This is a genomic window from Nonomuraea sp. NPDC059007 (assembly GCF_042740555.1).
Classification (GTDB): domain Bacteria; phylum Actinomycetota; class Actinomycetes; order Streptosporangiales; family Streptosporangiaceae; genus Nonomuraea.
Map to the genome: position 1 here is coordinate 51,000 of NZ_JBHYJD010000019.1, position 24,577 is coordinate 75,576.

The window sequence follows — 24,577 nt, forward strand, 5'->3', positions numbered from 1 at the left end:
GGTCAAGAACCGGGCGCTTCGATCGAAGACCGGCGCTGCACCTAACGAGGGTGCCGGTGAAGAAAAGAGGGCGCGGGAGACCGACCGACCAAGGAGGTCCCCCGTGGAGGGTGTCCACACCGCTGAAGCCGTCATAGACAACGGCGCATTCGGCACGCGCACGATCCGGTTCGAGACCGGCCGCCTCGCGCGTCAGGCGGCGGGTTCCGCCGTCGCTTATCTCGACAACGACACGATGGTCCTGTCCGCGACCACCGCGTCGAAGAATCCCAAGGACAATCTCGACTTCTTCCCGCTGACGGTGGACGTCGAGGAGCGCATGTACGCCGCGGGCCGCATCCCCGGCTCGTTCTTCCGGCGTGAGGGCCGTCCCTCCGAGGACGCCATCCTCACCTGCCGCCTGATCGACCGGCCGCTGCGCCCGTCGTTCGTCAAGGGCCTGCGCAACGAGATCCAGGTCGTCGCGACCATCCTGGCGCTCAACCCCGAGCACCTGTACGACGTGGTCGCCATCAACGCCGCCTCCCTGTCCACCCAGCTGGCCGGGCTGCCCTTCTCCGGTCCGATCGGCGGCGTGCGCGTCGCGCTGATCGACGGCCAGTGGGTCGGCTTCCCGACGCACCACGAGCTGGAGCGGGCCACGTTCGACATGGTCGTCGCGGGCCGCGTGCTCGACGACGGCGACGTCGCGATCATGATGGTCGAGGCCGAGTCCACCAAGGACACGCTGAAGCTGGTCGCCGAAGGCGCCGTCGGGCCCAACGAGGAGACCATCGCGCAGGGCCTGGACGCGTCCAAGCCGTTCATCAAGGTCCTCTGCGAGGCGCAGAACAAGATCGCCAAGGTTGCCGCCAAGGCGACCGCGGAGTACCCCGTCTTCCTCGACTACCAGGAAGACGCCTACACCGCCGTCGAGGGCGCCATCAAGAGCGAGCTGGCCTCCGCGCTCACCATCGCCGGCAAGCAGGAGCGCGAGCTCGAACTCGACCGGGTCAAGGGCATCATGGTCGAGAAGCTCGCCGAGGCCTTCGAGGGCCGCGAGAAGGAGCTGTCGGCCGCCTACCGCTCGCTCATGAAGAAGCTCATGCGCGAGCGCGTCGTCAAGGACGGCATCCGCATCGACGGCCGCGGCACCAAGGACATCCGCGCGCTGTCGGCCGAGGTCCACGTGATCCCGCGGGTGCACGGCTCGGCGCTGTTCGAGCGCGGCGAGACCCAGATCATGGGCATCACCACGCTGAACATGCTGCGCATGGAGCAGGTCATCGACACGCTCAACCCCGAGCGGACCAAGCGCTACATGCACAACTACAACTTCCCGCCCTACTCCACCGGTGAGACCGGCCGCGTGGGCTCGCCCAAGCGCCGCGAGATCGGCCACGGCGCGCTCGCCGAGCGGGCGCTCATCCCGGTCCTGCCGGCCCGCGAGGAGTTCCCCTACGCGATCCGCCAGGTCTCCGAGGCACTGGGCTCCAACGGCTCCACCTCGATGGGTTCGGTCTGCGCCTCCACGATGTCGCTGCTCGACGCCGGTGTGCCGCTGCGCGAGATGGTCGCGGGCATCGCGATGGGCCTCATCGGCGAGGGTGACACCTACGTCACGCTGACCGACATCCTCGGCGCGGAAGACGCCATGGGCGACATGGACTTCAAGGTGGCCGGCACCAAGGACGTCATCACCGCCCTGCAGCTCGACACCAAGCTCGACGGCATTCCCGCCTCCGTGCTGGCCGCCGCGCTCAAGCAGGCCAAGGGCGCCCGCCTGGCCATCCTCGACGTGATGCAGGAGGCGATCGACTCCCCGGCGGAGATGAACGCCACCGCGCCGCGCATCATCACGATCAAGGTCCCCGTAGACAAGATCGGCGAGGTCATCGGCCCGAAGGGCAAGATGATCAACCAGATCCAGGACGACACGGGCGCCGAGATCACCATCGAGGACGACGGCACGATCTACATCGGCGCCACCGACGGGCCCTCGGCCGAGGCCGCCCGTTCCGCGATCAACGCGATCGCCAACCCGCACATGCCCGAGGTGGGCGAGCGCTACCTGGGCACGGTCGTCAAGATCGCCGCCTTCGGCGCGTTCGTCTCGCTCATGCCGGGCAAGGACGGCCTCCTGCACGTCTCGCAGATCCGCAAGCTCCACGGGGGCAAGCGCATCGAGAACGTCGAGGACGTCATGAGCGTCGGGGAGAAGATCCAGGTCGAGATCGCCGAGATCGACGGCCGGGGCAAGCTGTCCCTGGTCCCGGTCGAGGTCATCGAGAAGGAGGCCGCGGAGAAGGCCGAGGGTGGCGGCGGTTCCGACGACGCTGCTCCCGCCGAGTCGGCCGGCGACTCCGACGAGCGGCCCCGGGAGGACAAGCCCCGCCGTACCCGCACCAGGACCCGCACCGCCCCTCGCAGCGGTGAGGACGACCGAAACTCGTGACAACGACCACGCTGCATCCCGGTAAGGACGGTGCCGGGGTTGTCCAGCGCACCGTCCTCCCCGGTGGGCTGCGCGTGGTGACCGAGACCATGCCGACCGTGCGTTCCGTCGCGGTCGGCATGTGGGTCGGCATCGGCTCGCGTGACGAGGCCCCCGAGCACACCGGGGCGACCCACTTCCTTGAGCACCTGCTGTTCAAGGGCACGCCCACCCGTGACGCCATGGAGATCTCGGCGTCCATCGAGGGCATCGGCGGGGAGATCAACGCCTTCACCGCCAAGGAGTACACGTGCTACTACGCGCGGGTGCTCGACGAAGACCTGCCGCTCGCGGTCGACGTGCTCTCCGACGTGGTGACCAGCTCGCTGATCACCGCCGACGACGTCGAGTCCGAGCGCGGGGTCATCCTCGAAGAGATCGCCATGCACGACGACGACCCGTCGGACGTGGTGCACGAGCAGTTCTCCGCCGCCCTGTACGGCGACTCGCCGATCGGCCGCCCGATCCTGGGCACGGTCGATTCGATCAACGCCCTGGGCCGGGAGCGCATCCTCGAGTACTACCAGCGCTACTACCGCCCCATGCGCACCGTCGTCTCGGTGGCGGGCAACGTCCGCCACGAGCACGTGGTGGAACTGGTGGCCCGCGCCTACGAACGGGCCGGCGCCCTCGGCGGCTCGCTGGAGTGCGCACCGCCGCGCACCAGCGGCCCCGGCGCGGCGACCCGCTCCGAGGTGCGCGTGATCGACCGTCCGACCGAGCAGGCCAACCTGGTCCTCGGCACGACGGGCATGTCCCGCACCGACGACCGCCGCTTCGCCCTGGGCGTGCTCAACGCCGCGCTGGGCGGCGGCATGTCGTCGCGCCTGTTCCAGGAGATCAGGGAGAAGCGCGGGCTGGCCTATTCGGCGTACTCCTACACCTCGGCGTACGCCGACACCGGCCAGTTCGGGATCTACGTGGGCTGCCTGCCCTCGAAGATCGACGACGTGCTCCAGATCTGCCGCGACGAGGTGGCCCGCGTGATCGACGAGAGCCTGACCCCCGAGGAGATCATCAGGGGCAAGGGCCAGATGCGCGGCGGCCTGGTCCTCGGCCTGGAGGACACCGGCTCCCGGATGTCCAGAATCGGGAAGAACGAACTGGTCTACGACGAGCTCATGTCGGTGGACGAGGTGCTGCAGCGCATCGACGCGGTGACCCCGGAGGAGATCTCCTCGGTGACCGCCGACGTCCTGAAGCGGCCCCTGACACTGGCGGTCATCGGCCCGTACGGCGACAAGGACTTCGCCCGGGCCATCGCCTGACCAAACGCCGAAGCCCCGCACGGCCCTCTCCGGGCAGTGCGGGGCTCCGCCATTTCCTCGCCGGTACGGCACACGCCGCCGGAACCGACATCAAGGCGGACACAGCCCGCCCGGGGACGCACGCCCGAAAGGGCGGGGTGCCGGGACGGCGGCGGGCTGAGACAGCGGGAGCGTAGGCCGGTGGGGTGCCGGGACGGTGGGGTGTGCCTGAACGGCCGGATGCCGGGACGGTGGGTGGGCCGGAACGGCAGGGCGCCGGGACGGCGGGGTGTTGGGCGGTGGGGTTCGGCGCCTTGGCAGGTGGCCGGGCCGGGGCACGGTGGCTGGTCAAGGGGGGCCGTTGCGGCGGGTACCACGTCCGACGTGAGAAGCGATCCCCACGATCGGCGGATACCCACGACGGCGGGTGGCGGTGGCTGGGCTTGCCGTAACAGAGAGATAGATAGGCTAAGGGACGTGATCAGAGTAGGGGTGTTGGGCGCACGCGGGCGGGTGGGCGTCGAGGTGTGCAGGGCCGTCGAGGCGGCAAGTGACATGGAGCTCGTCGCCGCCGTGGATCAGGGCGACGACATCGAGAACCTGACCGGCGCCGAGGTGGTGGTGGACTTCACCCACCCGGACGTGGTCATGGGCAACCTCGAATGGTGCGTCTCCCACGGCGTACATCCGGTGGTGGGCACGACCGGCTTCGACGAGGACCGGCTCGCCACGGTCAGGGGCTGGCTGGAGCGCTTCCCGGGCACCAACTGCCTGATCGCGCCGAACTTCGGCATCGCGGCGGTGCTGATGATGCACTTCGCCCAGCAGGCCGCCCGCTACTTCGAGTCGGTCGAGATCGTCGAGCTGCACCACCCGAACAAGGCCGACGCGCCGTCGGGCACCGCGCGCCGTACCGCCGAGCTGGTCTCGCAGGCGCGGGCGAAGGCGGGCCTGTCCGGCATGCCCGACGCGACCAGCACCTCTTTGGACGGCGCGCGCGGCGCCGACGTGGGCGGCGTGCACGTCCACTCGGTTCGCCTGGCCGGCCTGATCGCCCACCAGGAGGTCCTCCTGGGCGGCGACGGCGAGATCCTCACGATCCGCCACGACACGATGAACCGCGCCGCCTTCACCCCGGGCGTCCTGCTGGGCGTCCGCCGGGTCCGCGAACTACCCGGCCTGACCGTCGGCCTGGAGCCCCTGCTCGATCTCTGACCCATGGCCCGCCCTTGTTGAAGGGCGGGCTCCCTATTTATCGAGTGCAATGTCACATTTCATGAACGATGGCTAAAACGAAGGTATCTGAATTAGCGAGCGCCCTCGGTGGCTAATTTCTAAAAGGAGCGCCTCCATGCGGCGGCGGTGCTACCTTAATTTCCAAGGTGGCATATGTGCCTTCTGGGGTGTGAGTGTTGCGGCACCCTCCGGGCCCGTCGTCTGCATCTATGAGTCCTCGGGCTGGAGTGTGCGATGAGCCAAGCGAAGCACAGCGAGGACACCGGAACGATATTCGTCGACGACTCCGGTGACAGTAGGCGCATTATGGTTTACTCCGGCCTGCACCTTCCCGATCGCCGGATTCCGGAAGCATTGGCGATCTTGGATGACTTTCGCGATCGGCTCGCCGCCGAAGGTGTCATTCCGGTGGAAGCGCCCCTGCATGCCGTAGATCTAATTGGCGGGCGCGGACGCCATTTCCACTCGTACGGCAAGCATGGTCTCAGCCGGACGGGCTATCGGGAGTATCTGCGTGATGCGGTCCGGCGCGGGCTCGCCGTGATTGCCGATATCCCGGACATAAGCGCCTATGTCGTATATAGAAGTCCGCTAGCTAAGAAAACGGATAGGTCCGAACTCTACAAGAACATGCTCACGGAAATAAATCATGATCTTGCTGAGAGTAATCGAACCGCGAAGATCATTATAGATGGCGACGGGAGCAATCCGTCCTTTGGGGAGATGCATTACAGCCTCCCGGCGAAAGGGTGCCGGATAGACGGAGGGCCGTCATTCCTCCCCGCAGCTCACTGCAGTCTGCTGCAGGCCGCCGATCTGGTGGCCTATGCCGCTTATCAGGGCCTGGCGCGGAACCCGAATCGGTCCTTCATGTGGGACTGGCTCAAGCACGCGTTCCCGCACCTCAACGGTCCGCTCGCACGTTGAGAAAGGGTTGAGCCTGGCCATACGGCCAGGCTCAACCGGGCAGGACCTGGACCGATCGAAATCACTCCAGGACCGCGTCCCGAGTCTTTCACATCCCTGGCGAAAGGTGGAGGGAGTCATGGCGACGGTTGACAATGGCAAGCCGGTCGCGATCACGTGGGGGCGTGAGAAGCTGGTCGTCTCCTCCCCGCTGGAAGCTCTGCCAGCGGCGCCCAGCCTTGGCGATCAGAAGAGGATCGTGGCGGCGGCGGTTCAACACCAGCTCCTGTCCGTCCCGGAGCGGAGTCTGGAGGCGGTGGCCCGAGCCTGCGTGCGTCCTGACCTCGTAGCGCTCCAGCTGGAGCAGTCCCGCGGTGAAGGCCTGCTGTTGGAAGAACACGTGGACGGGGCCACACTGCGATCGGTTCACTCCCGCGTGTGGATGAGTGAGCTCATTCCCGGGATCCAGCCCCGGACCAGCCAGGAGGCGCTGTCCGTGCCGGATCCGGAGGTGTTCGGTGTTGCCAAGGATGGCAGGGCGCAGGCAATCATCCGATATCGCTACCGTGATCTTGAGCATTTCCGGCAGCATGTCTGGCAGACGATCTCGGTCACACTGCACCTCAACTCCTACGAGGAGTCCATCCTGTCGCGCCGTGTCACCCGGGCACTCATCGCGCACCCGGTGATGATCGAGTTTGTGGATGGCACGGACCCGCTGTATCTGATCGCTGTCCGGGACGGGATCACCAGGCTCGCCAGTGCCTGGAAGGTCCTCGCCGGGCCATCCACTAGCCCAAGTGGCGCGGCCGACCTGGCCGTGCGCACCCTCTTCGGCGAGTCGAACGCGCAGCCGGGGGTGTCCCTCTCCGATCGTATGAGCAACGGCAGGGCCGACCACCGGGAGCTGTTGCGGAGGGAACACCACGAGAGTGAGCACGCGTCCCTTCGGCAGGTGCAGATCGCTCAGACGTTCCTCATGCCCGCCCACCTCGCGGTCGGCGTGGAAGCCCACTCGAGCGGAGCGCTTACCCCTGAGGATGTGTTCGACGACGCCGTGCGTTCGATCCTGGCCTCGGTGCACGTTGAATTCAAACCATGGGATGACTCCGCCCAAAACCTGGAGGTCGTGACCCGCTCGCTCAAGCTTTTCGTGCAAGACCGAAATACCGCGCTGGGGGATCAAGAGCAACTGCGAGATGTGTACTCGCTGGCGATCGGACGCGCGAAGGAAGCCGAGACACCGCGAGTTTACGGGGACGAACGGATCCCGGGTACTCCGCTGTGGCGGGCGATCTGCCTGCTGCACACCCTGACTCGCCCCGAGTTCCGCGAACAGCTCAAAGCGAGAGCGAAAGAGATCAAGAATGAGCGCCGTATGTCCACGAAGGGGTACGCGGGACTACTCGGCCCGGTCATCGACCACCCATGGAGGGCGACCAAGAACGCGGCGACCAAGCCGGCGCGCAACGCATGGAGTAATGGCGGGGTGCTCTGCGACGACGTGCTGGCAGATGGGTGGATTCCTGTTCCAACCGACAACTTCCTGGGCCTGGTCAAACCGGCGCTCGACGGTGACACGAACGCCCGGTGCACATTGGCGGTGGCCGGTGGAGTCGCCCTGATCGCCGACAAGCTACTCACCCGGAACGTCGGTTCCGCTGTCTCCTCGACGCCCCTTGCAGGGAAGGTGCCTTTCCGGGCGGACGTGTCAACCGTGATAGCCGGCTTGATGCGCAGAGACAATGAGATGGGCATCTGGTTGCTGGCGCACGCGGCACAGCGATTCCGCCACGACCGATTGCCACGCAACGCGAGTACGCCGCGCCAGCTGGGCTTGCGTGACGACGCCACCGGCTACGTCCACGTGGCCGTAGACGTGGCGGAGGCTGACCGGATCCGCCGTGAGAACGGGGGCGAGGTTCCCCTTACGACATGGGACGTGGTTCTCGCCTCCGACCCCGAGCGCTTCTCCAGGCTCACTTTCCCGGCAGCACAGTCGCAGGAGGTTGCCGAACCATCCCTTCCAATAGCCGCGGGGCCTGGCGACTTCCAGGTCACGGCGCCTCCTCGGCCAGAGTTGTCCACCGGACAGCTGATCGTGCGGGAACGCCAGAGTCTCCTCAATTGGCTGAGCGGCGCGCGAAAGTCGCTGGAGACCCTGGAAGGCCTGGGTGCCAGTGTTTCTCTTCCTCCGCTGCTCGGCTCTCCCGACGAATGGCTGCACCTTCAGCAAAGCGCCTTCGATGTGCTCGAATTCATCCAGCGGAATCGGCCCGATCGGCCGGACGACGATGACGACGATGACGACGAGCAGGATTAGCGAGTGCGGAATCGGCTGACGCCTCAAAGGCACACGGCGCGCCCGCTTTGCGGCGGGCGCGCCGTGTGGAGGGGGTTCCCGGCTCCGCACAAGCCGGGTACACGATCATCACAGTAAACGCATGCGACACATCGTCGTGGAACATGAGACCGTGTCGGCATGGTGCGATGGGCCGAATCCGGGGAACTTTCCCGGCTGATCGAGGTGGAGCAGGCGGCCGACGGGTTGTTCCTGCAGGTGGGGATCGAGTTTCCGCCGGGGACGACGATGGTCCAGGAGGTCGCCGACGTCGGCACCGTGCTGGTGGAGGGTGAGCCCGCGGCGGGGTTCGCGATGTTCGGGTGGGTGGACGGGAACGTGCATCTGGATCAGCTCGCGGTGCATCCCGGCCAGATGCGGCAGGGGATCGGCGGGCGGCTGGTGCGGGCGGTGCTCGATCACGCGCGGGCGGCGGGCGCGCCGGCGGTGACGTTGACGACGTTCCGCGACGTGCCGTGGAACGCGCCCTGGTACGAGCGCCACGGGTTCACGGTCCTGCCCGAGCGGGAGTGGGGGCCGGAGGTGCGCAAGGTCGTCGAGCATGAGCGGGAGCTGGGGATCGAGGTCGCGCCCCGGGTGGTGATGCGCGCCGACCTGGGCCGATAGCCTGGGCGGGTGAGCCGCTTGCGAGATGATGTGTGGCAGGTCGTCGGCGGGGTCTATGACCAGATCCTCGCCCATCCGTTCCTGGCCGGGCTGACGGACGGGTCGCTGCCGCGTGAGGCGTTCCGGCACTACGTCGTGCAAGAGGCGCATTTCCTGCCGGACTACGCACGTGCCCAGGCGGCCTGCGCGGCGCGTTCGCCGGAGCCGTCCTCGGTGCAGAGCTTCGCGCGGGACGCGGCGATGACGGTCGAGGTCGAGCACAGCCTGGTGGTGGAGCTGCTGGCCGCGTTCGGGCTGGACGAGGCCGACGCGCGCAAGCTGCCCGCCGCGCCCACCACGGTCGGCTACGCCTCCTACCTGGTCAGGAGTTGCTCGCTCGGCACCTTCCCCGAGGCGCTCGGCGCGATCGTGCCCTGCTACTGGATCTACGCCAGGGTCGGCGAGGCGCTGCTCCAGCGCTCGTCGCCCGATCCGCTCTACGCCTGGTGGATCGAGACCTACGGCGCCGAGTCCTACCAGGAGACCGTCGCGGGCGCGCTCGATCTGCTCGACGGCCTGGTCCTGAGCGCCGACGACCGCGAGCGGCTCCTGGACCGGGCGCTGACGACGGCCCGGTTCGAGTGGATGTACTGGGAGGCCGCCTGGCGCCGGGAGGGCTGGCCATGCGGCTGAGGGAGCTGGTGCGGGCCCGCCACCTCCACCTCAAGGTGCTGACCGGGCATGACCTGCTCGACCGGCAGGTACGCGGCGTGTCCACCACGGACCTCGCCGAACCGGGCAGGTTCGTGAAGCCGGGGGAGCTGGTGCTGACCGAGCTGACCTGGCACACCGGCGCCGAATCATCCCGGCATTTCGTGAAAGCGCTGGGTGAGGTGGCGGCGCTCGTGTCCGGCACCGCGCTCAAGGGTGTCCCGCTCGACCTCGTCGACGCCTGCGCCGAGGCCGGGCTGCCGCTGCTCACGCTCCCCGTCGAGGTGCCGTTCAGCCACGTCACCGAGCACGTCCTGCGCGCGCTGATCGCCGAGCTCGGCTCCCCACCCCGTCCCCGGTACGGCTCCCGCCGCCGCCTGGCCAGCACGCTGGTCGACGGCGGCAGCCTGACCAAGGTCGTCACCGCGGTCGCCGGCGAGCTCGACGTGCCGTGCTGGGTGATGTCGCCGACCGGCCGGGTCATCGTCGGTTCGCAGCCGCTGGCCGAGGAGCAACGGGAGCGGCTGGCCCACACATTCCTGACCGCGCGCCACCTGCCGGGGATGGTGGGCGGGCTGTCGGTCTTCCCGATCAGCAAGGGCGCTCCGCACCGGATCGCCAACTGGTTCCTGGCCTATGCGGGGGAGCAGGCGCAGGGGGAGAACGAGGACCTCATCGTGGAGCTGGCCGCGCTGGTGGCGCTGGAGCGCTCCCGGCTGGAGGCGGCCCAGCGGATCGAGCGGCGGGTGTTCGACCAGCTTCTGGAGCTGCTGGAGTCGGGGGACGCGGCCCTGCCCGGTGTGGTCTCCCGCCTGCACACGTTGCACGTGGAGACCGAGCACGGGCTGCTGGTGGTGGCGTTGTCGGCGCCGGGGGACGCGGGCGTGGCCGTACTGGATGAGCTGTTGCGGCCGCTCGCGCCCGGGATCGTGACCGCCACGCCCGGCGCCGCGGACGGTGAGGCGATCGCGCTCGTCCCGCTGGCGGGCAACAGCGCGCGGGAGCTGACCGAGCACGTGATGGCCGGCGCGCGCAGGCTGGAGGCGGGGCTGAGCGGCGAGGGGCGGATCGCGCTCGGCGTCAGCAGCGTCACGACCGGGCCCGCCGCGCTCAACGGGCTGATCGAGGAGGCCCGGCACGCGCGCTCGCTGGCCGCGCTCAGCGGCGAGCGGATCAGCGTGATCACCGGCGACGATGTCAGCTCCCACCGGACGTTGCTGGCGGCGATTCCGGCGGATCTGCGGAAGTCGTTCAGGACCCGGCTGCTGGGCGCGCTGGAGGCCTACGACGCGGCGCACCAGACCGATCTGCTGGAGACGTTGCAGGCGTTCCTGGAGGAGTCGGGCAACTGGACCTCGACCTCGGAACGCCTGCACGTCCACGTCAACACGCTGCGCTACCGGCTCAAGCGCATCGAGGAGCTGACCGGCCGCTCGCTCAACTCCTGGGACCAGCGGGTGGACTTCATGCTGGCCGTGCGCATGCGTTAGGGCGCGTAGACGTCCACTTCGGCGATGTAGGCGTCCTTGACGTGGCGGGGCAGCCAGGTGATCTCGAAGGCGTTGCGCTGCAGCTGCTTGAGGTCCTCGTCGGGGAAGTTGAGCACTTCGAGGTTCTCGGCCACGTAGCCGAGGAAGTAGGCCGGGTCGTCGGAGTTGATCGTGACCCGCACGCCCAGGTCGAGCAGCTTGCGGATGCCCTCGATCTTCATGGAGTCGGTGACGTAGCCGTTGGAGATCGGGCAGGAGGTCATGCCGATGCCCTTGTCCAGGACCTCCGCGACCAGCTTCGGGTCCTCCAGGATGTTGACGCCGTGGTCGATCCGGTTGACGCCGATGTCCTGGATCGCCTGGCGGATGTGCTCGACCGAGTTCTGCTGGTCCACGTCGCAGTGCATGGTGAGCAGGTAGCCCTCCTGGCGGGCGCGCTCGTACACGGCGGCGAACTTGGCCGGCGGGTTGCCCTTCTCGTCGGAGTCCAGGCCGACGCCGACGATCCACTCCTTGTAGGGCAGCGACTCCAGCAGCGTCGCCATCGCGTACTCGGCCTGGAAGTCGCGCAGGAAGCACATGATGAGCTGCGCCCGCACGTCGAGCTGGGCCTCGGCGTCGATGAGCGCCCGCCGCAGGCCCCGGATCACCACGTCGAACGGCACGCCGCGCGAGGTGTGCGCCTGCGGGTCGAAGAAGATCTCCGCGTAGCGCACGTTCTGCGAGGCGGCCTTGCGCAGGTAGGCCATGGCCAGGTCGTAGAAGTCGGGCTCGGTGCGCAGCACGCCCATGCCCTCGTAGTAGATCTTGAGGAACGAGGGCAGGTCGTCGAAGTCGTAGGCCGCGCGCATCTCCTCGACGCCCGCGTACGGCAGCGCGATCCCGTTGCGCCGGGCCAGCTCGAACTTGAGCTCCGGCTCCAGCGTCCCCTCGATGTGCAGGTGTAGCTCACACTTGGGCAGCCCGGCGATGAACGCGTTCACTGAATGACCTCCACGACCTCGAGGTTGACGCAATCCACCAGGCCGAGGTCGGTCACGGCGTAGTCGGGGATCGCGGTGATGGACAGGAAGAACAGGTACATCAGCGGTGAAGGCAGGGTGCAGCCGAGTTCGCGGGCCAGGTCGTCCAGGCGTTGCTCGGCCACGGCCATCTCGGCTGCGGGCAGGTCGGAGACGATGCCGGCGATGGGGAGCGGGAGCCGTTCGCGTACCTGGCCGTCGACCACGATCACCTGGCCGCCGCCCATCTCGGCCACGGCGTTGACGGCCAGGGCCATGTCCGCGCGGGAGGCGCCGACGCAGATGATGTTGTTGTCGTCCGGGGCGGCGCTGGTGGCGATGGCGCCCTCGCGGATGCCCATGCCGCTGACCACGGCGACAGGCATGTTGCCGGTCTTGCCGTAGCGCTCCACGACGGTGACGAGGAGGGCGTCCTTCTCGACGCTCGGCTCCACGATGCCGTTGAGCACGGGGAGCGTGACGTCGCGGCGCTTGCGGACGAAGACCTGCTCGGTGAAGCCGATGGCCAGGACGTCCACTGCCGCCTGCTCGCTGCGGAGGGCGAAGTCGTCGGCCGTGACCGCCTTGACGGGAAATTTCGTGACCTGGCCGCGCGCGGGCGGGACGGTCGGGCTGATCAGCCGGCCGTCGCGGGCCACCAGCTCGCCCGCGGCGACGACGTCGCGGACGCGGAAGTCCTCCAGTGAGTCCACGATCAGCACGTCGGCGAAGCGGCCGGGGGCGATGCTGCCCACCTTGTCGTCGATGCGGTACATCTCCGCGCAGTTGACCGTGGCCATCTGGATCGCGGTGACCGGGTCCACCCCGGCCTTCACGGCCATGCGTACCAGCTTGTCCATGTGCCCGCCGGCCAGCACGTCGGCGGCGTGCACGTCGTCGGTGCAGAAGGCCACCCTGCGGGCGCCGGCCTTGCTCACGACCTGGATGTTCTCCTGGAGGAAGTGGGCCACGGAGGATTCGCGGACGATGGCGTAGATACCCTGGCGCAGCTTCTCCAGCATCTCCCCGTGGGAGTACGACTCGTGGTCGAGGCGGATGCCGGCGGCGGCCAGGCCCGCGATCCGGCGGGCGTCCGACATCGGGGCGCAGCCGAAGACCGGCAGCCGGTGCTTCTCGGCCAGCTCAAGAGCCTGCATCACGGCGGGGTCGCCGTGCTCGACCATCTCCTGGACGGTCTCCCACACGCCCACGCACTCGGGCCAGGTGTGGGCCACACGGTGCTCGTCGGGGCCGAAGGTGAAGCCGACATTGCTCTGGGGCACGGTGTACGGGGCTTTCGCCGGGGCGCCCCACCAGATCCGCATCCCGGTCTTCTTCGACTCATCCAGAAATTTCCGGACTCCGGGCAGGCCCTCGACGACGAGCACCTGGTCGAGGCCCGACACGACGCTGGTGGTGCCCAGCGGTACGACCAGGTCGGCGAAGCTGGTGACCGACAACTTGGAGCACTCGATGTGCAGGTGCCCGTCGATCAGGCCGGGCACCAGGTACCCGCCCGCGGCGTCGATCACCCGGGTCTCCGGGCCGCGCTGGAGGGCGGGCCCGACGGTGGCGATCCGGTCCTGAAATATCCCGATCTCCGCGGGGTAGATCTCGCCCGTCAGGACGTTGACCAGCGTGCCGTTGGTGATGATCGTGTCAGCCGGCCGCCTGCCGTACGCCACGTCGAGCAGTGTCATCGAACCCCCTCAAGAACAGGAACGGAAACGGGCCGGCGATCCAGTACGGCATATGCCGCCCCGGCCACCAGGAACCCGGCGAAGATGCTGAAGTCGGCGCCGCCGGTGGCCTGGGAGATCCAGCCGACGAACGCGGTGGAGTTGATCCAGAGGGCAGCGGCGACCATACCCGCGACCTGGGCGATGATCGCCGCCCAGCGGACCTGGCCCGGTGCGCTCTCGTCGAACAGGGCCCGCGCGTCGTAGCGGCCCTTCCTGCGCAGCCAGTCGGTGACGTACACACCTGCCCACGGCGCCAGCCAGATGATCAGCAGGCCGAGGAAGGTGTTGAGCATCGTGTTGAAGTTCTCCGACGTCACCGCCACGTACGTGATGATCACGCACAGGATGAGGTCGGCGACCACAGCCACCCACCGTTTCACCTTGATGCCGGCGGCCTGCAGGTTCAACCCCGAGGAGTACAGGTCGGTGGTGTTGACCGCGAACAGCGAGACGATCGCCAGCAGCAGGTACGGCACGACGAACCAGGAGGGCAGCGCCCCGGGCAGCCCGGAGATCGGGTCGGCCGCGTCCTTGACCACGGTGGCGACGGCCGCGCCGAGGGTCATCAGGAGCACGTACGGCACGAAGCCACCGAGGAAGGCGTACCCGAAGACGGCCTTCTTGGAGGAGTCGGCGGGGAGGTAGCGCGAGTAGTCGCCGCCGAGCGGCCCCCAGGACAGCCCGCCCGCCGACATGATCAGCGCGACGGCGATCGTGAACGTGGTGAAGTCCGCGCCGGTGCCGCCCGCCGCCACGTCGACCTTGGGGCCGACCAGGATCGCCATGAGCCCGAAGAGCACGACGAAGACCCAGGTGAAGTACTTCTGCGCCTTCATCACCGCGGCGTGCCCGATGAGCGGCAGCACGAGCTGGATGAGCGCGGCGACCAGGATGACGGCGACCTTCAGCCCGAGGCCCTCGGTGGCCACCCCGGCCTGGCCGAGCAGCGACAGGGCGGCGAAGGTGATCAGGACCATGCCGCCGGCCTCGAAGCCGACCATGTTGAGCCAGCCGAAGAAGCTGAGCAGCCGGGCGCCCTTGGGCCCGTAGGCGGCGCGGGAGACGGCCATGGTGGAGGTGCCGGTGGCCGGGCCCTGGAGGCTGGTCAGGCCGACGAGGGGGAAGGCCAGCAGGTTGCCGACGACGATCGCGGCCACGGCCTGCCAGAAGCTGAGGCCGAAGGCGGCCACGATGGTGGTGCCGTAGACGAGGGTGAAGATGCCCATCGTCGTCCCGGTCCACAGGAAGAGAAGGTCACGCGGGCGGCCATACCTCTCCCCGGCCGGGACCAGCTCGATCCCGCGTTGTTCCATCGTGTCCTCCCAGGTCGGTGTCCTCCTCAGTGAACCAAAGGGGGCTGACCTGGGCAGTTATCCGGACATACGAGCCTGCGCCACCCCGCTTGTCGAGGCCTACAAAGAGATCATCCGGGTCTACACATCCGATGACCAGCCCATCCATATATGTGGATAAATCCGGATTCGACGGGATTCGACGGATAATGTGGAATCGCTTGACGGTCATCTGTGAACAGTGATCCCATGAATTATGGCCCGATTACTCGCTCTGGGGCTTCTGCTCAGCATGCTTCCGGCCCCCACCGCCACCGCGTCCATGGCCGACCACCAGGCCGAGGACGCCACCATCAGCCAGGGCGCGGTCGAATCCAACCATGCCGGATACACCGGCACCGGTTTCGTCAACCTCGACAACCTCGTCGGCTCCTACGTGGAGTTCACCGTGAACACGGCGGAGGCCGGCCCGGTCCCGCTGACCATCCGCTACGCCAACGGCACCACCAGCGTCCGCCCCATGTCCGTCACGGCGGGCGGCGCCACCCAGGCCAAGGACTTCCCGCCCACCGGCGCCTGGACCACCTGGATGGAGACCACCGTCACCGTCACGCTGGCCGCCGGGCAGAACGCCGTCCGCCTCACCTCCACCGCCGCCGACGGCGGCCCCAACCTGGACCGCCTGGTCACCGGCCCGCCCGACGCCCAGCCGCCCACCACCCCCGCCAACCCGCGGGTCACCGCCACCACGAGCAGCGGCATCACGCTCGCCTGGGACGCGGCCACCGACAACGTCGGGGTCACCGGCTATCGCGTCTACGAAGGCACGACCCAGGTCGCCGCCCCCACCGGCACCGGCGCCGCCGTCACCGGCCTGGCGCCCAACACCACGCACACCTACACGGTCGCCGCCCGCGACGCCGCGGGGAACGAATCGCCCAAGAGCGTTCCGGTCACCGGAACCACCCAGCAGGACAGCGGCCCCGGCCCGGTCGAAGCAGGCCCCTGGACCGCCTACAGCCCGACGTTCAACGTCCAGGAACGCGGCTGCGGCGACGTCAGCGACCTGACCTTCCGCCTCACCTGCTCCACCGGCAGCGGCGACCAGCGCGCCGAACGCCGCTACGCCACCTACACCGGCGGCACCCGGCAGTTCCAGGGCTTCTTCAAGATCACAAGCATGGGCGGCACCCGGATCAGCCTGAAGCAGACCTTCAAGACGACCGGCCCGTTCTTCATGATGGCCGTGGAAAGGGGCGGACGCCTGTACGCCGTGCACGGCGGCACCACGATCGCCACCGGCGCGACGCTCGGCACCACCGTGCGGGTCAACACCGTGCACGTGGTCGGCAGCACCCACCGCACCTACATCAACGGCTCGCTCAAGCACACCACCTCCAGCCCCGGCGGCGACTTCTACGACAAGTTCGGCTCCTACCGCACCAACAGCGGCCAGGGCCCGGTCACCGTCGAGTGGTCGGACATCCGGTTCTGGCGCAAGTGAGAACGCTGATCGTCCTGGCCTTCGCCCTGGCAGGCTGCGCGGCGCCGGAGCCCGCGCCGCCGGCCCGGGCGCCGCTGTCGGCCGTCCTGACCACGCCCCGGGACGTCACCCTGTCCTGGCCGCCGGGCGAGCAGGGGACGGCGGGCCGCGTGGTCGAGTTCGCCACGGAGCCGCGGGGGCCGTACACGATCCTCGACTTCCTGCCGCCGGGACGGAGCAGCTACGTCCACCCGGACCTGATCCCGCGCACCACGTTCTACTACCGCCTGCGCCCCTACTACGGCCAGGCCTCCAACACCGTCGAGGTCGCGCTCCCGCCCGGCCCGCTGGAGGAGAAGCTGGAGCACGGCTGGCTCGACCCGCGCACCCTCCCGCACCCCGCCCCGGGCAACGCCCCCGGGGCGGCGCCGGAGAACCTGCGGGCCACGGTCAAGCACGCCAACGGCATCGCGTTCACCTGGACCGACCGCGCCGGCGACGAGGAGGGCTACCTGCTGGAGGTCAGGGCGAAGGACGCGCCGGACTTCCGCGTGGCCGCCGTGCTCGAACCGGACGTCAACGCGGTCGGCCTGGTCACGCTGCCCGAGGAGAAGCGGGCCGCCTATCGGGTCAGAGCCATCAGGTACGGCGGGCCGTCCCCCGTGGTGACCCAGACGACCGGCTAGATCAGCGCCAGCCCGATCGAGAACAGCAGCCCGAACGCCATCTGGAGCTTGCCCGTCGCCTGGAGGACGGCGATCAGGTCGGGCCCGACCGCACCCCCCAGAACGGTACGGATGGGGGCGATGGCCAGCGGCGCGGCCAGCAGCGCCAGCGCCACCCACGGCGAGACCGTCACCAGCGCCAGCACGATCACGAACGGCAGCACCAGGCAGGCGGCGTACAGGACGCGGGTGCGCTCGGCGCCCAGGACGACGGCCAGGGTCTTCTTGCCCGCGGGCGCGTCGGTGACCACGTCGCGCAGGTTGTTGACCACGAGCATCGAGCACGACAGCAGGCCGACCGGCACCGAGGCGGCCAGGGCCAGGCCGGACAGGTACTCCACCTGGACGAAGGTGGTGCCGACCACCGGGACCACGCCGAAGAACACGAAGACGGACAGCTCGCCGAGCGCGCGGTAGCCGTACGGGCGCTTGCCCCCGGTGTAGAACCACGCGGCGGCGATCGCCGCCGCGCCGACCAGCAGGATCCACCACGCGCGGGTGGCGATCACCAGCGTCAGGCCGGCCACCGCGGCGGCGGCGAAGCAGCCCAGGGCGGCGGTCAGGACCTGGCGCGGCGTGGCGGCCCTGGAGCCGACCAGGCGCATCGGGCCGACCCGCTGGTCGTCGGTGCCGCGCACGCCGTCGCTGTAGTCGTTGGCGTAGTTGACGCCGATCTGCAGCAGCAACGCGACGGCCAGGGCGACGAGCGCCTGCCACCAGCCGACGGCGCCGAGGCCGAGGGCGACGCCGGTGCCGACCATGACGGGGACGACGGCGTTGGGCAGGGTGCGCGGCCGCGCACCGGCTATCCACTGACCAGGAGTTGCCATGTTCTCGTCTACCTCTAGCTGATATCCGTGCTGAGCCTGACCATGCGGATCGGGCGGCCCATGTCGAGCACCCGTTCGGCCATGTCCTCGCCCCAGCCGGCCGACTCCAGGAAGCCCAGGACGGCGTAGTTGTCGGCGAAGGCCCAGGTGACGATCTGGCGGTAGCCGTCCTCGCGCAGGTGGTCGACGGTGGCGTTGAGCAGGCGGCTGCCGTGCCCGCGGCGGACGAAGTCGGGGTCGACCAGCAGCGTCAGCATCTCGGAGACCACGGTCGGGTCGAGGTCGGGGTCCTCGGCGGGGGCGTGGGAGGCCAGGCCGACCACGCGTTCGCCGCCGCGCGGCGTGGCCGGCGCGGCGCTGCCGCCGACGCCCAGCGCGGGGAAGCCCTCGGTGTCGAGGATGGTCTCGACCGCGACGAGCACCCGGTGGCGTGAGGTGGGCGGGGCGACGATCGCCTCGTCCCACTGGCGCAGCCACATCTTCTCGGCCGCCGCACCGGTCATCTGCTCCAGCGGCCCCTCGGGCAGGAAATCCCGATAGCCGTAGCGCCAGGCGCGGACCTGAACGTTCGCAACCTGGAGCACATCCTCGCGCCGGGCCGCCCGGACGCCTACGTCTGCCATTTTCGGCCCGCTCCTTCGCCTGCCGTCATGCCACAAGGCACGAGTTACACCGTATCGGTGTTTGAGCCTTGGGGACGACGCGAACCATGCTTCCTTGCCCGATATGCACGGGTTTTGGTGCGGTTGCCGCAGACCTTCATGGAGCACCAGGACCGCGAGCGGTTCTTCGAGGAGTCGATGAACGCCCACTGGCAGGTGCCTTCCAGGCAGACCTTCAAACGCTCCCATCCGGGATCGAGTACGGCCGCCGCGACCCGGGCCAGCGCGCCCGGGACGCCGGGCCGTACCGGTGTCAGCCGGGGCCCGTCCGCGATCACGACCCGGAGCGGCAGCTCCGGCAGATCCGCCGGTTCCCGGCGCAACGCCGCCCGCAGGCCCTCCCGCAGGGCGATCGCGGTGGCCAGGTCGTCGTCCTCCGCGCGGTCGCCCTCGCCGGCCAGGCCCCGCTCGCGCAGCCACAGGGCCAGCTCGGCGGGCGAGGTCAGCTCGTCGGCGTCGTTCTCCACGTCATAGGTGTTCACGAAGTCGCGCACGAGCTCCAGCATGAAACCACTGTAGCGTGTTGAGTGGTGTCTTCTTTGGAGAGGAGTCCTGATGATCGTCCGCATCTGGCGTGGCTGGACCCGTACGGCCGACGCCTCCGCCTACGAGGATTACCTGCTGCGCACCGGGTTTCCCGGTTACACCGCGACGCCGGGGAACCAGGGGGTGCGCTTCACCCGGCGCGATGACGGTGACCGTACCGAGTTCCTGCTGATCTCGTTCTGGGAGTCGTGGGAAGCCATCGCGGCCTTCGCCGGGGAGGACCCGTCGCGGGCCGTCTTCTACCCCGACGACGACGCCTTCCTGGTGGACCGGGAGCGTACCGTCGCGCACTACGAGGTCTTCGCCAGCGCCTGAGCGGTGCCTTCGACGAAGGCGCGCAGCCCGTGCTCGAAGCCGTCGTCGCCCAGCGGGTCGCCGGTCTCGCGCACGGCGGCCAGCAGGGTGGGGCCCGGCAGGACGCCGGACGGGCCGCCGCGCTCGGCCTGTTCGTGCAGGACGACGCCGTTGACGTAGTGGGTCAGCGCGGTGATCGTGCGCAGCGCCAGGCCGGGCGTGAAGCCCCGGGCGACCATGGCGTCGAGCTCCTGCTCGAACAGCTCGACGGCGCGGGCGCTGAGGCTGGTCGCGCCGGACACGACGCGGGCGCCGTCGCGGTGCGCGCTCAGCGAGCCGCGGTACGCGCGGGCGCGGCGGGCCAGCCAGGCCTGCCACGACTCGTCATCCCGTGGCGGGCCCATGCCGGCGGCCAGGACGATGGCGTCGGCCATGCCGTCCAGGAGTTCCTGCTTGGTGCGGATGTGCCAGTACAGGGCGGGGGACTGGACGCCGAGCTCGGCGGCGAGCCTGCGGACGGTCAGGCCGTCGAGGCCGACCTCGTCCAGGAGGCGCAGCCCGGTCTCGATGAGCAGCCGCCGGGTCAGCTTCTTGTTCACAGTTCACCTTAGCAGTGCTAAGTTGCCCTTAGCGCTGCTAAGGAGGTTTGCCGAAATGTCGGGAATTCTGGTGTTGCATGCGGGTCTGGATGACGGCTCCCTGTGGCGCAAGCCCGCGGGCCTGCTGGCCGCCCGCTATCCGGTCGAGCTGGCGTGCCGGCTTCAGTACCGGCCCGATCGGGGGGCCGCCGTGACCATCGAGGACGAGGTCGCCGACACGCTCGCCGCCGCCGAACGGATGGGCGGCGAGGTCATGCTGGTCGGCCACTCCTCCGGTGGCGTGGTCGCGCTGGAGGCGCTGCGGGCCGGGCCGTTCGCCGGAGCCGTCCTCTACGAGCCGCCCGTCATCACCGGCACCACGCTCGGCGGCGACACCACCCGGCGCGCCCAGGCCGCGATGGCCAGGGGCAAGACGGCCAAGGCCATGCGGACCTTCTTCGCGGAAGTGATCAAGATCCCGGGCTGGCAGGCGGCGGCGGGGGCGCTCGCGGTGGCCCTGGTGCCCAAGCTGCGCGCGCTGGCGCCCCGGCAGCTCGACGACCTGGCAGCCATCGACGCCCTCGGCAACCGGCTGGGCGACTACGCGAACATCCAGGCGCCGGTGGTGCTGCTCGGCGGCGACCAGAGCCCGGCCCACCTCGGCGAGCGCATGGACGCCCTGGAACGCGTGCTGCCGCACGCCACCCGCGTGGTCATGCCCGGCCAGGGCCATACCGCCAACCACCGCGCACCCGGCCGGCTCGCCCGGATCATCCTCGACCACGCCGGCCGGGTGCTCGCCTAACCGGGCCCCATCGCCTCCGCCAGCCGCCTGACGCCCTCGGCCAGTTCGCGCACGTGGGCGGCGGCCATGAAGGTGAGCCTCAGGCGCGGGCCGGGCGGTTCCGACGGGTAGTACATGCGGCCCGGGCTCACCTGCACGCCGTGCCGGTAGGCCGCCTCGACCAGGGCGGACTCGTCCACGTGCGGCGGCAGCCGTACCCACAGATGCTTGCCGCCGCGGGGCGCCAGATGCGGCGCGGCGGCCGGAAGGCGTGCGGCGAGGGCCGCGAGCAGCGCGTCGCGGCGCCGGGCGATCTCGGCGTGCACCGTGCGCAGGTGGCGCTCCCACGCGGGCGAGCCCACGAACTCCAGCGCCGTCTCCTGCAGCGGCCGCGCCACGAAGAACGACTCCACGAGCTGCCCGGCCCGCAGCCGGTGCGCGGCGGGACCGCGCGCGACGACCCCCGCCACCCGCAGGCTCGGCGCGAGGACCTTGGTGAGCGAGCTGATGTAGACGACGGTGCCGTCGGGGTCCATGGAGACCATCGGCGGGGGCGGCGCGTCGGCCAGGTAGCGCAGCACGTCGTCCTCGACCACGAACGCGCCCGCCGCCCGCGCCACGCCGATGACCTGCTCGCGCCGCTCAAGGGAGAGCGTGGCGCCGGTCGGGTTGTGCAGCGTGGGCTGGCAGTAGAAGACCCGCGCGCCGGTGACGGCGAAGGCCTCGGCGAGCAGGTCCGGCCGCACGCCGTCGCGATCCATGGGTACGGCTGTCGCCCGCAGCCCGGCCGCCTTCGCCGCCGCCAGCGCGCCCGGGTAGGTGGGCGTCTCGACCAGGATCGGCGTGCCCGGCGCCGCCAGCGACCTGAACGCCAGCGACAACGCCGACTGCCCGCCGCTGACCACGAGCGCGTCGGCCGCGGTCACGTCGCCGCCCGCCTGGACCGCGAACCACCGGCGCAGCTCGGCCAGCCCGGTGAGGGGCGGCACCGACCACGCGTCCGGGCGCCGCGCCGCCCTGGCCGCGGCGGCGGCGAGCTGCTGGGAGGGTCGCAGGGCGGAGTTCAGGTAGCCGCCGGTCAGCGGGATGACGTGGTCGGGCGGGCCGGCCAGCAGGGCGGTCACCGCCGTGTCGTCGACCACGCGGTCGCCCAGGGCCACGGTCTGCCAGGACATATCCGCTTCCGTGGGGGATTGAGCGGCGGGCCGCTGTGCCACGTAGGCGCCCGCGCCCGGCCGCGTCACCACCCGTCCCTCGGCGGTGAGCTGCCCGATCGCCCGCGACACCGTGACCGGGCTGACCCCGTGGCGGCGCATGATCTCCCGGCTGGACGGAAGCCGGTCGCCCGGTTTGAGGCGGGAGACCTCTTCGCGCAGCATCGCGGCGATCTGGGCGATACTGCTATCGTTGTTCATGAATGTACAGAATAGCGCTATCGTCGCGCCCGCAGTAGCGGTCTCCCACGCCCGCCGCGGGACCTTGCTGGCTTTCCTCGGCGTCCTGTCGTTCTCCGGCTCGTTCCCCGCGACGGTCTTCGCGATGAGGGGATTCGACCCGTGGCTGGTGGCGATCGGCCGGGCCTTGGTCGCGGGGCTGGTGGCCCTGGTGTGCCTGCGCGCCGCCCGGGTGCCGCTGTTGCCGCCGCGCCACCAATGGCGTCCTTATGCGCTCATCTCCCTTGGCGTCGTCTTCGGCTTTCCCGTCTTCAGCGGTCTCGCGCTGTCACTCGGCGCCGGCACCGCGCACTCGGGCGTGGTCATCGGGCTCCTGCCCGCCGCCACCGCCGCGTTCGCGGTGCTGCGCGCGGGCGAGCGGCCCCGGCCGGTGTTCTGGCTCGCGTGTACGGCCGGAGCCGTCGCGATCACCGCCTTCACCTTCACCCGCGCGGAGGGCGGCGGCGCCTCCTGGGCGGACCTGCTGCTGGTGGCGGCGCTGCTGTCGGCGGCCGTCGGCTACACCGAAGGCGGCAGGCTCTCCCGCACCACGCCCGGCTGGCAGGTGATCTCCTACGCGCTGGTGATCTCGCTGCCGGTGACGCTGCCGGTCACCGCGGTGCTCGCGGCGACGACGCCCGTGGTGTGGAGTCTTGAGGCGGTGGCCGGATTCGCCTATGTCGGGCTGATCTCCATGTTCCTGGGATTCATCCCCTGGTATGCGGGTCTGGCCCAGGGTGGCATCGCGCGGGCCGGGCAGACACAACTCGCGCAGCCGTTGCTCACGATGGTGTGGGCCTGGGTCCTGCTGGACGAGCGGTTCGGGTGGGTGACGGTGGCGGCCGCGCTGGCCGTACTGGCGTGTGTGGCGGTGACGCAGCGCGCGCGTACTTGAAATCGCATGACATCGGCCCGCACGATGGGAGGCGGAGGTGTCACACATGGCCGACCTCAGCGTGCCCGACGGCGGCTTCTGGCCCGCGCCCGAGATACCGCAGCCCAACATCTACCCGATGGAGTGGCGGGTCGAGACCGAGAAGCTCGCGGCGATCTACGAGAAGTCCAAGACCATGCTCTGGAACCCGGCGGATCTGCCCTGGGACGGGCTGGTGGCCGAGGATTTCACGCGGGAGCAGCGGCTGGGGATCATGTACTGGTTCGCTGTCCTCGCCAATTTCGATGCCTCCGGGCCTGCGGTCTTCGCCCGTGCGACGATCCAGGCCTTCGAGAAGCACGAGGAGGATCCCGTACGTAAGTGCTTCTTCTCCATCACCCGCGACGAGATGAACCACGAGGAGTGCTGCCAGCGCACCATCGCCCGTCTGTGGCCCGGCGGGCCCCTGGACTGGACGCCGGTCGACGACCTTGAGAAAGCTGCTCACAACAACATCGGCTGGCTTTACCACAATGGCGGGCGGTACTGGACCGGGTACAGCTCGGCGGTGGGCAAGTATTCGCTGCCCGTGCTGTTCACGAGCTTCATGATGGGCGAGATGGCGGCCTCGACGCTGTTCAGGGGGATGGCGTCGGGGACCCGGCATCCGGTGTTCGGGGAGATGTTCCAGCGCATTGGCCGGGATGAGTCCCGACATCTCCAGATTTGCATGACGATTCTGGAGAACGAGTGGCCGGGGCTGACCGAGGACGTGAAGTCGCTGATCACCCGGCAGTTGCGGGCCGGGTTCGTGTTCCTGTCGATGATCCTTTGGGAGCCGCCGGAGGGGTTCTGGGAGCTGCCGCCGTACTTCCTGAACAACCATCGCGTCCTGATGGACCACGCCCGTGAGGCTGGGCTGGGTGTGCTGTCGTATGAGGAACAGGCGGAGAACTGGCGCCAGGCGATGGCCAGGGTCCGTGCCATCGTCGAACGCTGGGGCATCGCCTTCCCGGCCATTCCCGAACTGGACCTGGAGGGCGTGGCAGTCGACTTCATCGACCCAGAAGAAATCATCCCCGTGTTCTAGCCGCAGGGCGTGGTCCTCGCGTGGGGGCGCTGCGCGCCAGTGGGGCTCGGGCTGTGACTGCGGGGGTATGTCCCCGCACCCCGGGCCAAGGGCGTGGTCCTCGCGTGGGGGCGCTGCGCGCCGGTGGGCTCGGGCTGTGACAGCGGGGGGGAGGCCCCCCCCCCCCCCGGCGGGTGCCGGGCCCCCCGACCCGCCCCCCCCCACGGGGGGGGGGAGCGGCCGCGGCAATACAA

Annotated in this window: 22 protein-coding genes; 14 read left to right on the top strand and 8 right to left on the bottom strand. The window is 69.5% G+C overall.

Translation table 11 applies throughout. From position 1 onward, the window contains the following. Positions 1-103: 103 nt before the first annotated feature. From ACFWY5_RS29250 to ACFWY5_RS29285, 8 genes are all read left to right on the top strand, one after another. A complete protein-coding gene (locus ACFWY5_RS29250) occupies positions 104-2,434 on the top strand; it encodes a polyribonucleotide nucleotidyltransferase (RefSeq protein WP_379618108.1) in 2,331 nt (776 codons plus the stop codon). Continuing rightward, entirely contained in the window at positions 2,431-3,741 is a 1,311-nt protein-coding gene (locus tag ACFWY5_RS29255) for a M16 family metallopeptidase (protein ID WP_379635657.1), read from the top strand. Before ACFWY5_RS29250 ends, ACFWY5_RS29255 begins: the two co-directional genes overlap by 4 nt. Before the next feature lie 456 nt (positions 3,742-4,197). Further along, positions 4,198-4,935 carry a 4-hydroxy-tetrahydrodipicolinate reductase gene (gene dapB, locus ACFWY5_RS29260; protein WP_379618112.1) on the top strand — a complete coding sequence of 246 codons (738 nt, stop codon included), beginning with the start codon at positions 4,198-4,200 and terminating at the stop codon, positions 4,933-4,935. Between the two features lie 255 nt (positions 4,936-5,190). Further along, positions 5,191-5,883, top strand: a complete 693-nt coding sequence (locus ACFWY5_RS29265) for a DUF3800 domain-containing protein (protein ID WP_379635659.1) — start codon at positions 5,191-5,193, stop codon at positions 5,881-5,883. A gap of 118 nt (positions 5,884-6,001) precedes the next feature. Then, positions 6,002-8,185: a hypothetical protein gene (locus tag ACFWY5_RS29270; RefSeq protein WP_379635661.1), complete on the top strand. Its 2,184-nt coding sequence runs from the start codon at positions 6,002-6,004 to the stop codon at positions 8,183-8,185. 159 nt (positions 8,186-8,344) lie between these two features. Further along, a complete protein-coding gene (locus ACFWY5_RS29275; RefSeq protein WP_379635663.1) occupies positions 8,345-8,830 on the top strand; it encodes a GNAT family N-acetyltransferase in 486 nt (161 codons plus the stop codon). 9 nt (positions 8,831-8,839) lie between these two features. Continuing rightward, positions 8,840-9,502: a TenA family protein gene (locus tag ACFWY5_RS29280; protein WP_379635665.1), complete on the top strand. Its 663-nt coding sequence runs from the start codon at positions 8,840-8,842 to the stop codon at positions 9,500-9,502. Next, positions 9,493-11,010 (top strand): PucR family transcriptional regulator, encoded by a 1,518-nt coding sequence (locus ACFWY5_RS29285; RefSeq protein WP_379618118.1) that lies wholly within the window; start codon positions 9,493-9,495, stop codon positions 11,008-11,010. The genes ACFWY5_RS29280 and ACFWY5_RS29285 overlap by 10 nt, the downstream gene beginning before the upstream one ends. Here ACFWY5_RS29285 and add read toward each other — a convergent pair. The 3 genes from add to ACFWY5_RS29300 are packed head-to-tail and all read right to left on the bottom strand — an operon-like array spanning position 11,007 to position 15,066. Further along, a complete protein-coding gene (add, locus tag ACFWY5_RS29290) occupies positions 11,007-11,993 on the bottom strand; it encodes an adenosine deaminase (RefSeq protein WP_379635667.1) in 987 nt (328 codons plus the stop codon). The genes ACFWY5_RS29285 and add overlap by 4 nt on opposite strands. Further along, positions 11,990-13,711 (bottom strand): adenine deaminase, encoded by a 1,722-nt coding sequence (locus ACFWY5_RS29295; protein WP_379635669.1) that lies wholly within the window; start codon positions 13,709-13,711, stop codon positions 11,990-11,992. The genes add and ACFWY5_RS29295 overlap by 4 nt, the downstream gene beginning before the upstream one ends. Next, positions 13,708-15,066 (bottom strand): purine-cytosine permease family protein, encoded by a 1,359-nt coding sequence (locus tag ACFWY5_RS29300; protein ID WP_379618124.1) that lies wholly within the window; start codon positions 15,064-15,066, stop codon positions 13,708-13,710. The genes ACFWY5_RS29295 and ACFWY5_RS29300 overlap by 4 nt, the downstream gene beginning before the upstream one ends. 235 nt (positions 15,067-15,301) lie before the next feature. Between ACFWY5_RS29300 and ACFWY5_RS29305 the strand changes: the two genes are divergently transcribed. Together ACFWY5_RS29305 and ACFWY5_RS29310 are read left to right on the top strand one after the other, a co-directional pair. Continuing rightward, positions 15,302-16,549 (top strand): carbohydrate-binding protein, encoded by a 1,248-nt coding sequence (locus tag ACFWY5_RS29305; protein WP_379635671.1) that lies wholly within the window; start codon positions 15,302-15,304, stop codon positions 16,547-16,549. Beyond that, the gene (locus tag ACFWY5_RS29310; protein WP_379635673.1) at positions 16,546-17,214 is read left to right on the top strand and encodes a fibronectin type III domain-containing protein; all 669 of its coding nucleotides are present in this window, start codon (positions 16,546-16,548) and stop codon (positions 17,212-17,214) included. The genes ACFWY5_RS29305 and ACFWY5_RS29310 overlap by 4 nt, the downstream gene beginning before the upstream one ends. On the opposite strand, the gene ACFWY5_RS29315 is transcribed toward ACFWY5_RS29310, so the two are convergent. The 3 genes from ACFWY5_RS29315 to ACFWY5_RS29325 are packed head-to-tail and all read right to left on the bottom strand — an operon-like array spanning position 17,211 to position 19,251. Next, positions 17,211-18,083, bottom strand: coding sequence for a 1,4-dihydroxy-2-naphthoate polyprenyltransferase (locus ACFWY5_RS29315; RefSeq protein WP_379618130.1), 873 nt, complete (start codon positions 18,081-18,083; stop codon positions 17,211-17,213). The two genes, ACFWY5_RS29310 and ACFWY5_RS29315, sit on opposite strands and share 4 nt — an antisense overlap. Positions 18,084-18,097: 14 nt before the next feature. Then, positions 18,098-18,706 (bottom strand): GNAT family N-acetyltransferase, encoded by a 609-nt coding sequence (locus ACFWY5_RS29320; protein ID WP_379618132.1) that lies wholly within the window; start codon positions 18,704-18,706, stop codon positions 18,098-18,100. A 44-nt stretch (positions 18,707-18,750) separates the two neighbouring features. Continuing rightward, positions 18,751-19,251 carry a CGNR zinc finger domain-containing protein gene (locus tag ACFWY5_RS29325; RefSeq protein WP_379635675.1) on the bottom strand — a complete coding sequence of 167 codons (501 nt, stop codon included), beginning with the start codon at positions 19,249-19,251 and terminating at the stop codon, positions 18,751-18,753. 49 nt (positions 19,252-19,300) lie between these two features. On the opposite strand from ACFWY5_RS29325, the gene ACFWY5_RS29330 reads away from it, so the two are divergent. Next, complete coding sequence (locus tag ACFWY5_RS29330; RefSeq protein ID WP_379618137.1) at positions 19,301-19,606, top strand: antibiotic biosynthesis monooxygenase family protein; 306 nt, start codon at positions 19,301-19,303, stop codon at positions 19,604-19,606. On the opposite strand, the gene ACFWY5_RS29335 is transcribed toward ACFWY5_RS29330, so the two are convergent. Beyond that, entirely contained in the window at positions 19,582-20,184 is a 603-nt protein-coding gene (locus tag ACFWY5_RS29335; RefSeq protein WP_379635677.1) for a TetR/AcrR family transcriptional regulator C-terminal domain-containing protein, read from the bottom strand. The genes ACFWY5_RS29330 and ACFWY5_RS29335 overlap by 25 nt on opposite strands. Before the next feature lie 55 nt (positions 20,185-20,239). On the opposite strand from ACFWY5_RS29335, the gene ACFWY5_RS29340 reads away from it, so the two are divergent. Further along, the gene (locus ACFWY5_RS29340) at positions 20,240-20,968 is read left to right on the top strand and encodes an alpha/beta fold hydrolase (protein WP_379635679.1); all 729 of its coding nucleotides are present in this window, start codon (positions 20,240-20,242) and stop codon (positions 20,966-20,968) included. Here ACFWY5_RS29340 and ACFWY5_RS29345 read toward each other — a convergent pair. Then, positions 20,965-22,362: a PLP-dependent aminotransferase family protein gene (locus ACFWY5_RS29345; RefSeq protein WP_379635681.1), complete on the bottom strand. Its 1,398-nt coding sequence runs from the start codon at positions 22,360-22,362 to the stop codon at positions 20,965-20,967. The genes ACFWY5_RS29340 and ACFWY5_RS29345 overlap by 4 nt on opposite strands. Between ACFWY5_RS29345 and ACFWY5_RS29350 the strand changes: the two genes are divergently transcribed. After that, complete coding sequence (locus ACFWY5_RS29350) at positions 22,361-23,275, top strand: DMT family transporter (RefSeq protein WP_379635683.1); 915 nt, start codon at positions 22,361-22,363, stop codon at positions 23,273-23,275. The two genes, ACFWY5_RS29345 and ACFWY5_RS29350, sit on opposite strands and share 2 nt — an antisense overlap. Before the next feature lie 46 nt (positions 23,276-23,321). Continuing rightward, the gene (locus ACFWY5_RS29355) at positions 23,322-24,344 is read left to right on the top strand and encodes a hypothetical protein (RefSeq protein ID WP_379635685.1); all 1,023 of its coding nucleotides are present in this window, start codon (positions 23,322-23,324) and stop codon (positions 24,342-24,344) included. Positions 24,345-24,577 lie beyond the last annotated feature (233 nt).

Excerpts from the sequence above, each read along its gene's own strand:
- ACFWY5_RS29355 (WP_379635685.1), top strand. The coding sequence starts at position 23,322 with ATGGCCGACCTCAGCGTGCCCGACGGCGGCTTCTGGCCCGCGCCCGAG.
- ACFWY5_RS29330 (WP_379618137.1), top strand. The coding sequence starts at position 19,301 with ATGATCGTCCGCATCTGGCGTGGCTGGACCCGTACGGCCGACGCCTCC.
- ACFWY5_RS29265 (WP_379635659.1), top strand. The coding sequence starts at position 5,191 with ATGAGCCAAGCGAAGCACAGCGAGGACACCGGAACGATATTCGTCGAC.
- ACFWY5_RS29325 (WP_379635675.1), bottom strand. The coding sequence starts at position 19,251 with ATGCTGGAGCTCGTGCGCGACTTCGTGAACACCTATGACGTGGAGAAC.
- ACFWY5_RS29300 (WP_379618124.1), bottom strand. The coding sequence starts at position 15,066 with ATGGAACAACGCGGGATCGAGCTGGTCCCGGCCGGGGAGAGGTATGGC.
- ACFWY5_RS29275 (WP_379635663.1), top strand. The coding sequence starts at position 8,345 with ATGGTGCGATGGGCCGAATCCGGGGAACTTTCCCGGCTGATCGAGGTG.
- ACFWY5_RS29305 (WP_379635671.1), top strand. The coding sequence starts at position 15,302 with ATGGCCCGATTACTCGCTCTGGGGCTTCTGCTCAGCATGCTTCCGGCC.
- ACFWY5_RS29345 (WP_379635681.1), bottom strand. The coding sequence starts at position 22,362 with ATGAACAACGATAGCAGTATCGCCCAGATCGCCGCGATGCTGCGCGAA.
- ACFWY5_RS29350 (WP_379635683.1), top strand. The coding sequence starts at position 22,361 with ATGAATGTACAGAATAGCGCTATCGTCGCGCCCGCAGTAGCGGTCTCC.
- ACFWY5_RS29340 (WP_379635679.1), top strand. The coding sequence starts at position 20,240 with ATGTCGGGAATTCTGGTGTTGCATGCGGGTCTGGATGACGGCTCCCTG.
- ACFWY5_RS29285 (WP_379618118.1), top strand. The coding sequence starts at position 9,493 with ATGCGGCTGAGGGAGCTGGTGCGGGCCCGCCACCTCCACCTCAAGGTG.
- ACFWY5_RS29315 (WP_379618130.1), bottom strand. The coding sequence starts at position 18,083 with ATGGCAACTCCTGGTCAGTGGATAGCCGGTGCGCGGCCGCGCACCCTG.
- ACFWY5_RS29295 (WP_379635669.1), bottom strand. The coding sequence starts at position 13,711 with ATGACACTGCTCGACGTGGCGTACGGCAGGCGGCCGGCTGACACGATC.
- ACFWY5_RS29320 (WP_379618132.1), bottom strand. The coding sequence starts at position 18,706 with ATGGCAGACGTAGGCGTCCGGGCGGCCCGGCGCGAGGATGTGCTCCAG.
- ACFWY5_RS29270 (WP_379635661.1), top strand. The coding sequence starts at position 6,002 with ATGGCGACGGTTGACAATGGCAAGCCGGTCGCGATCACGTGGGGGCGT.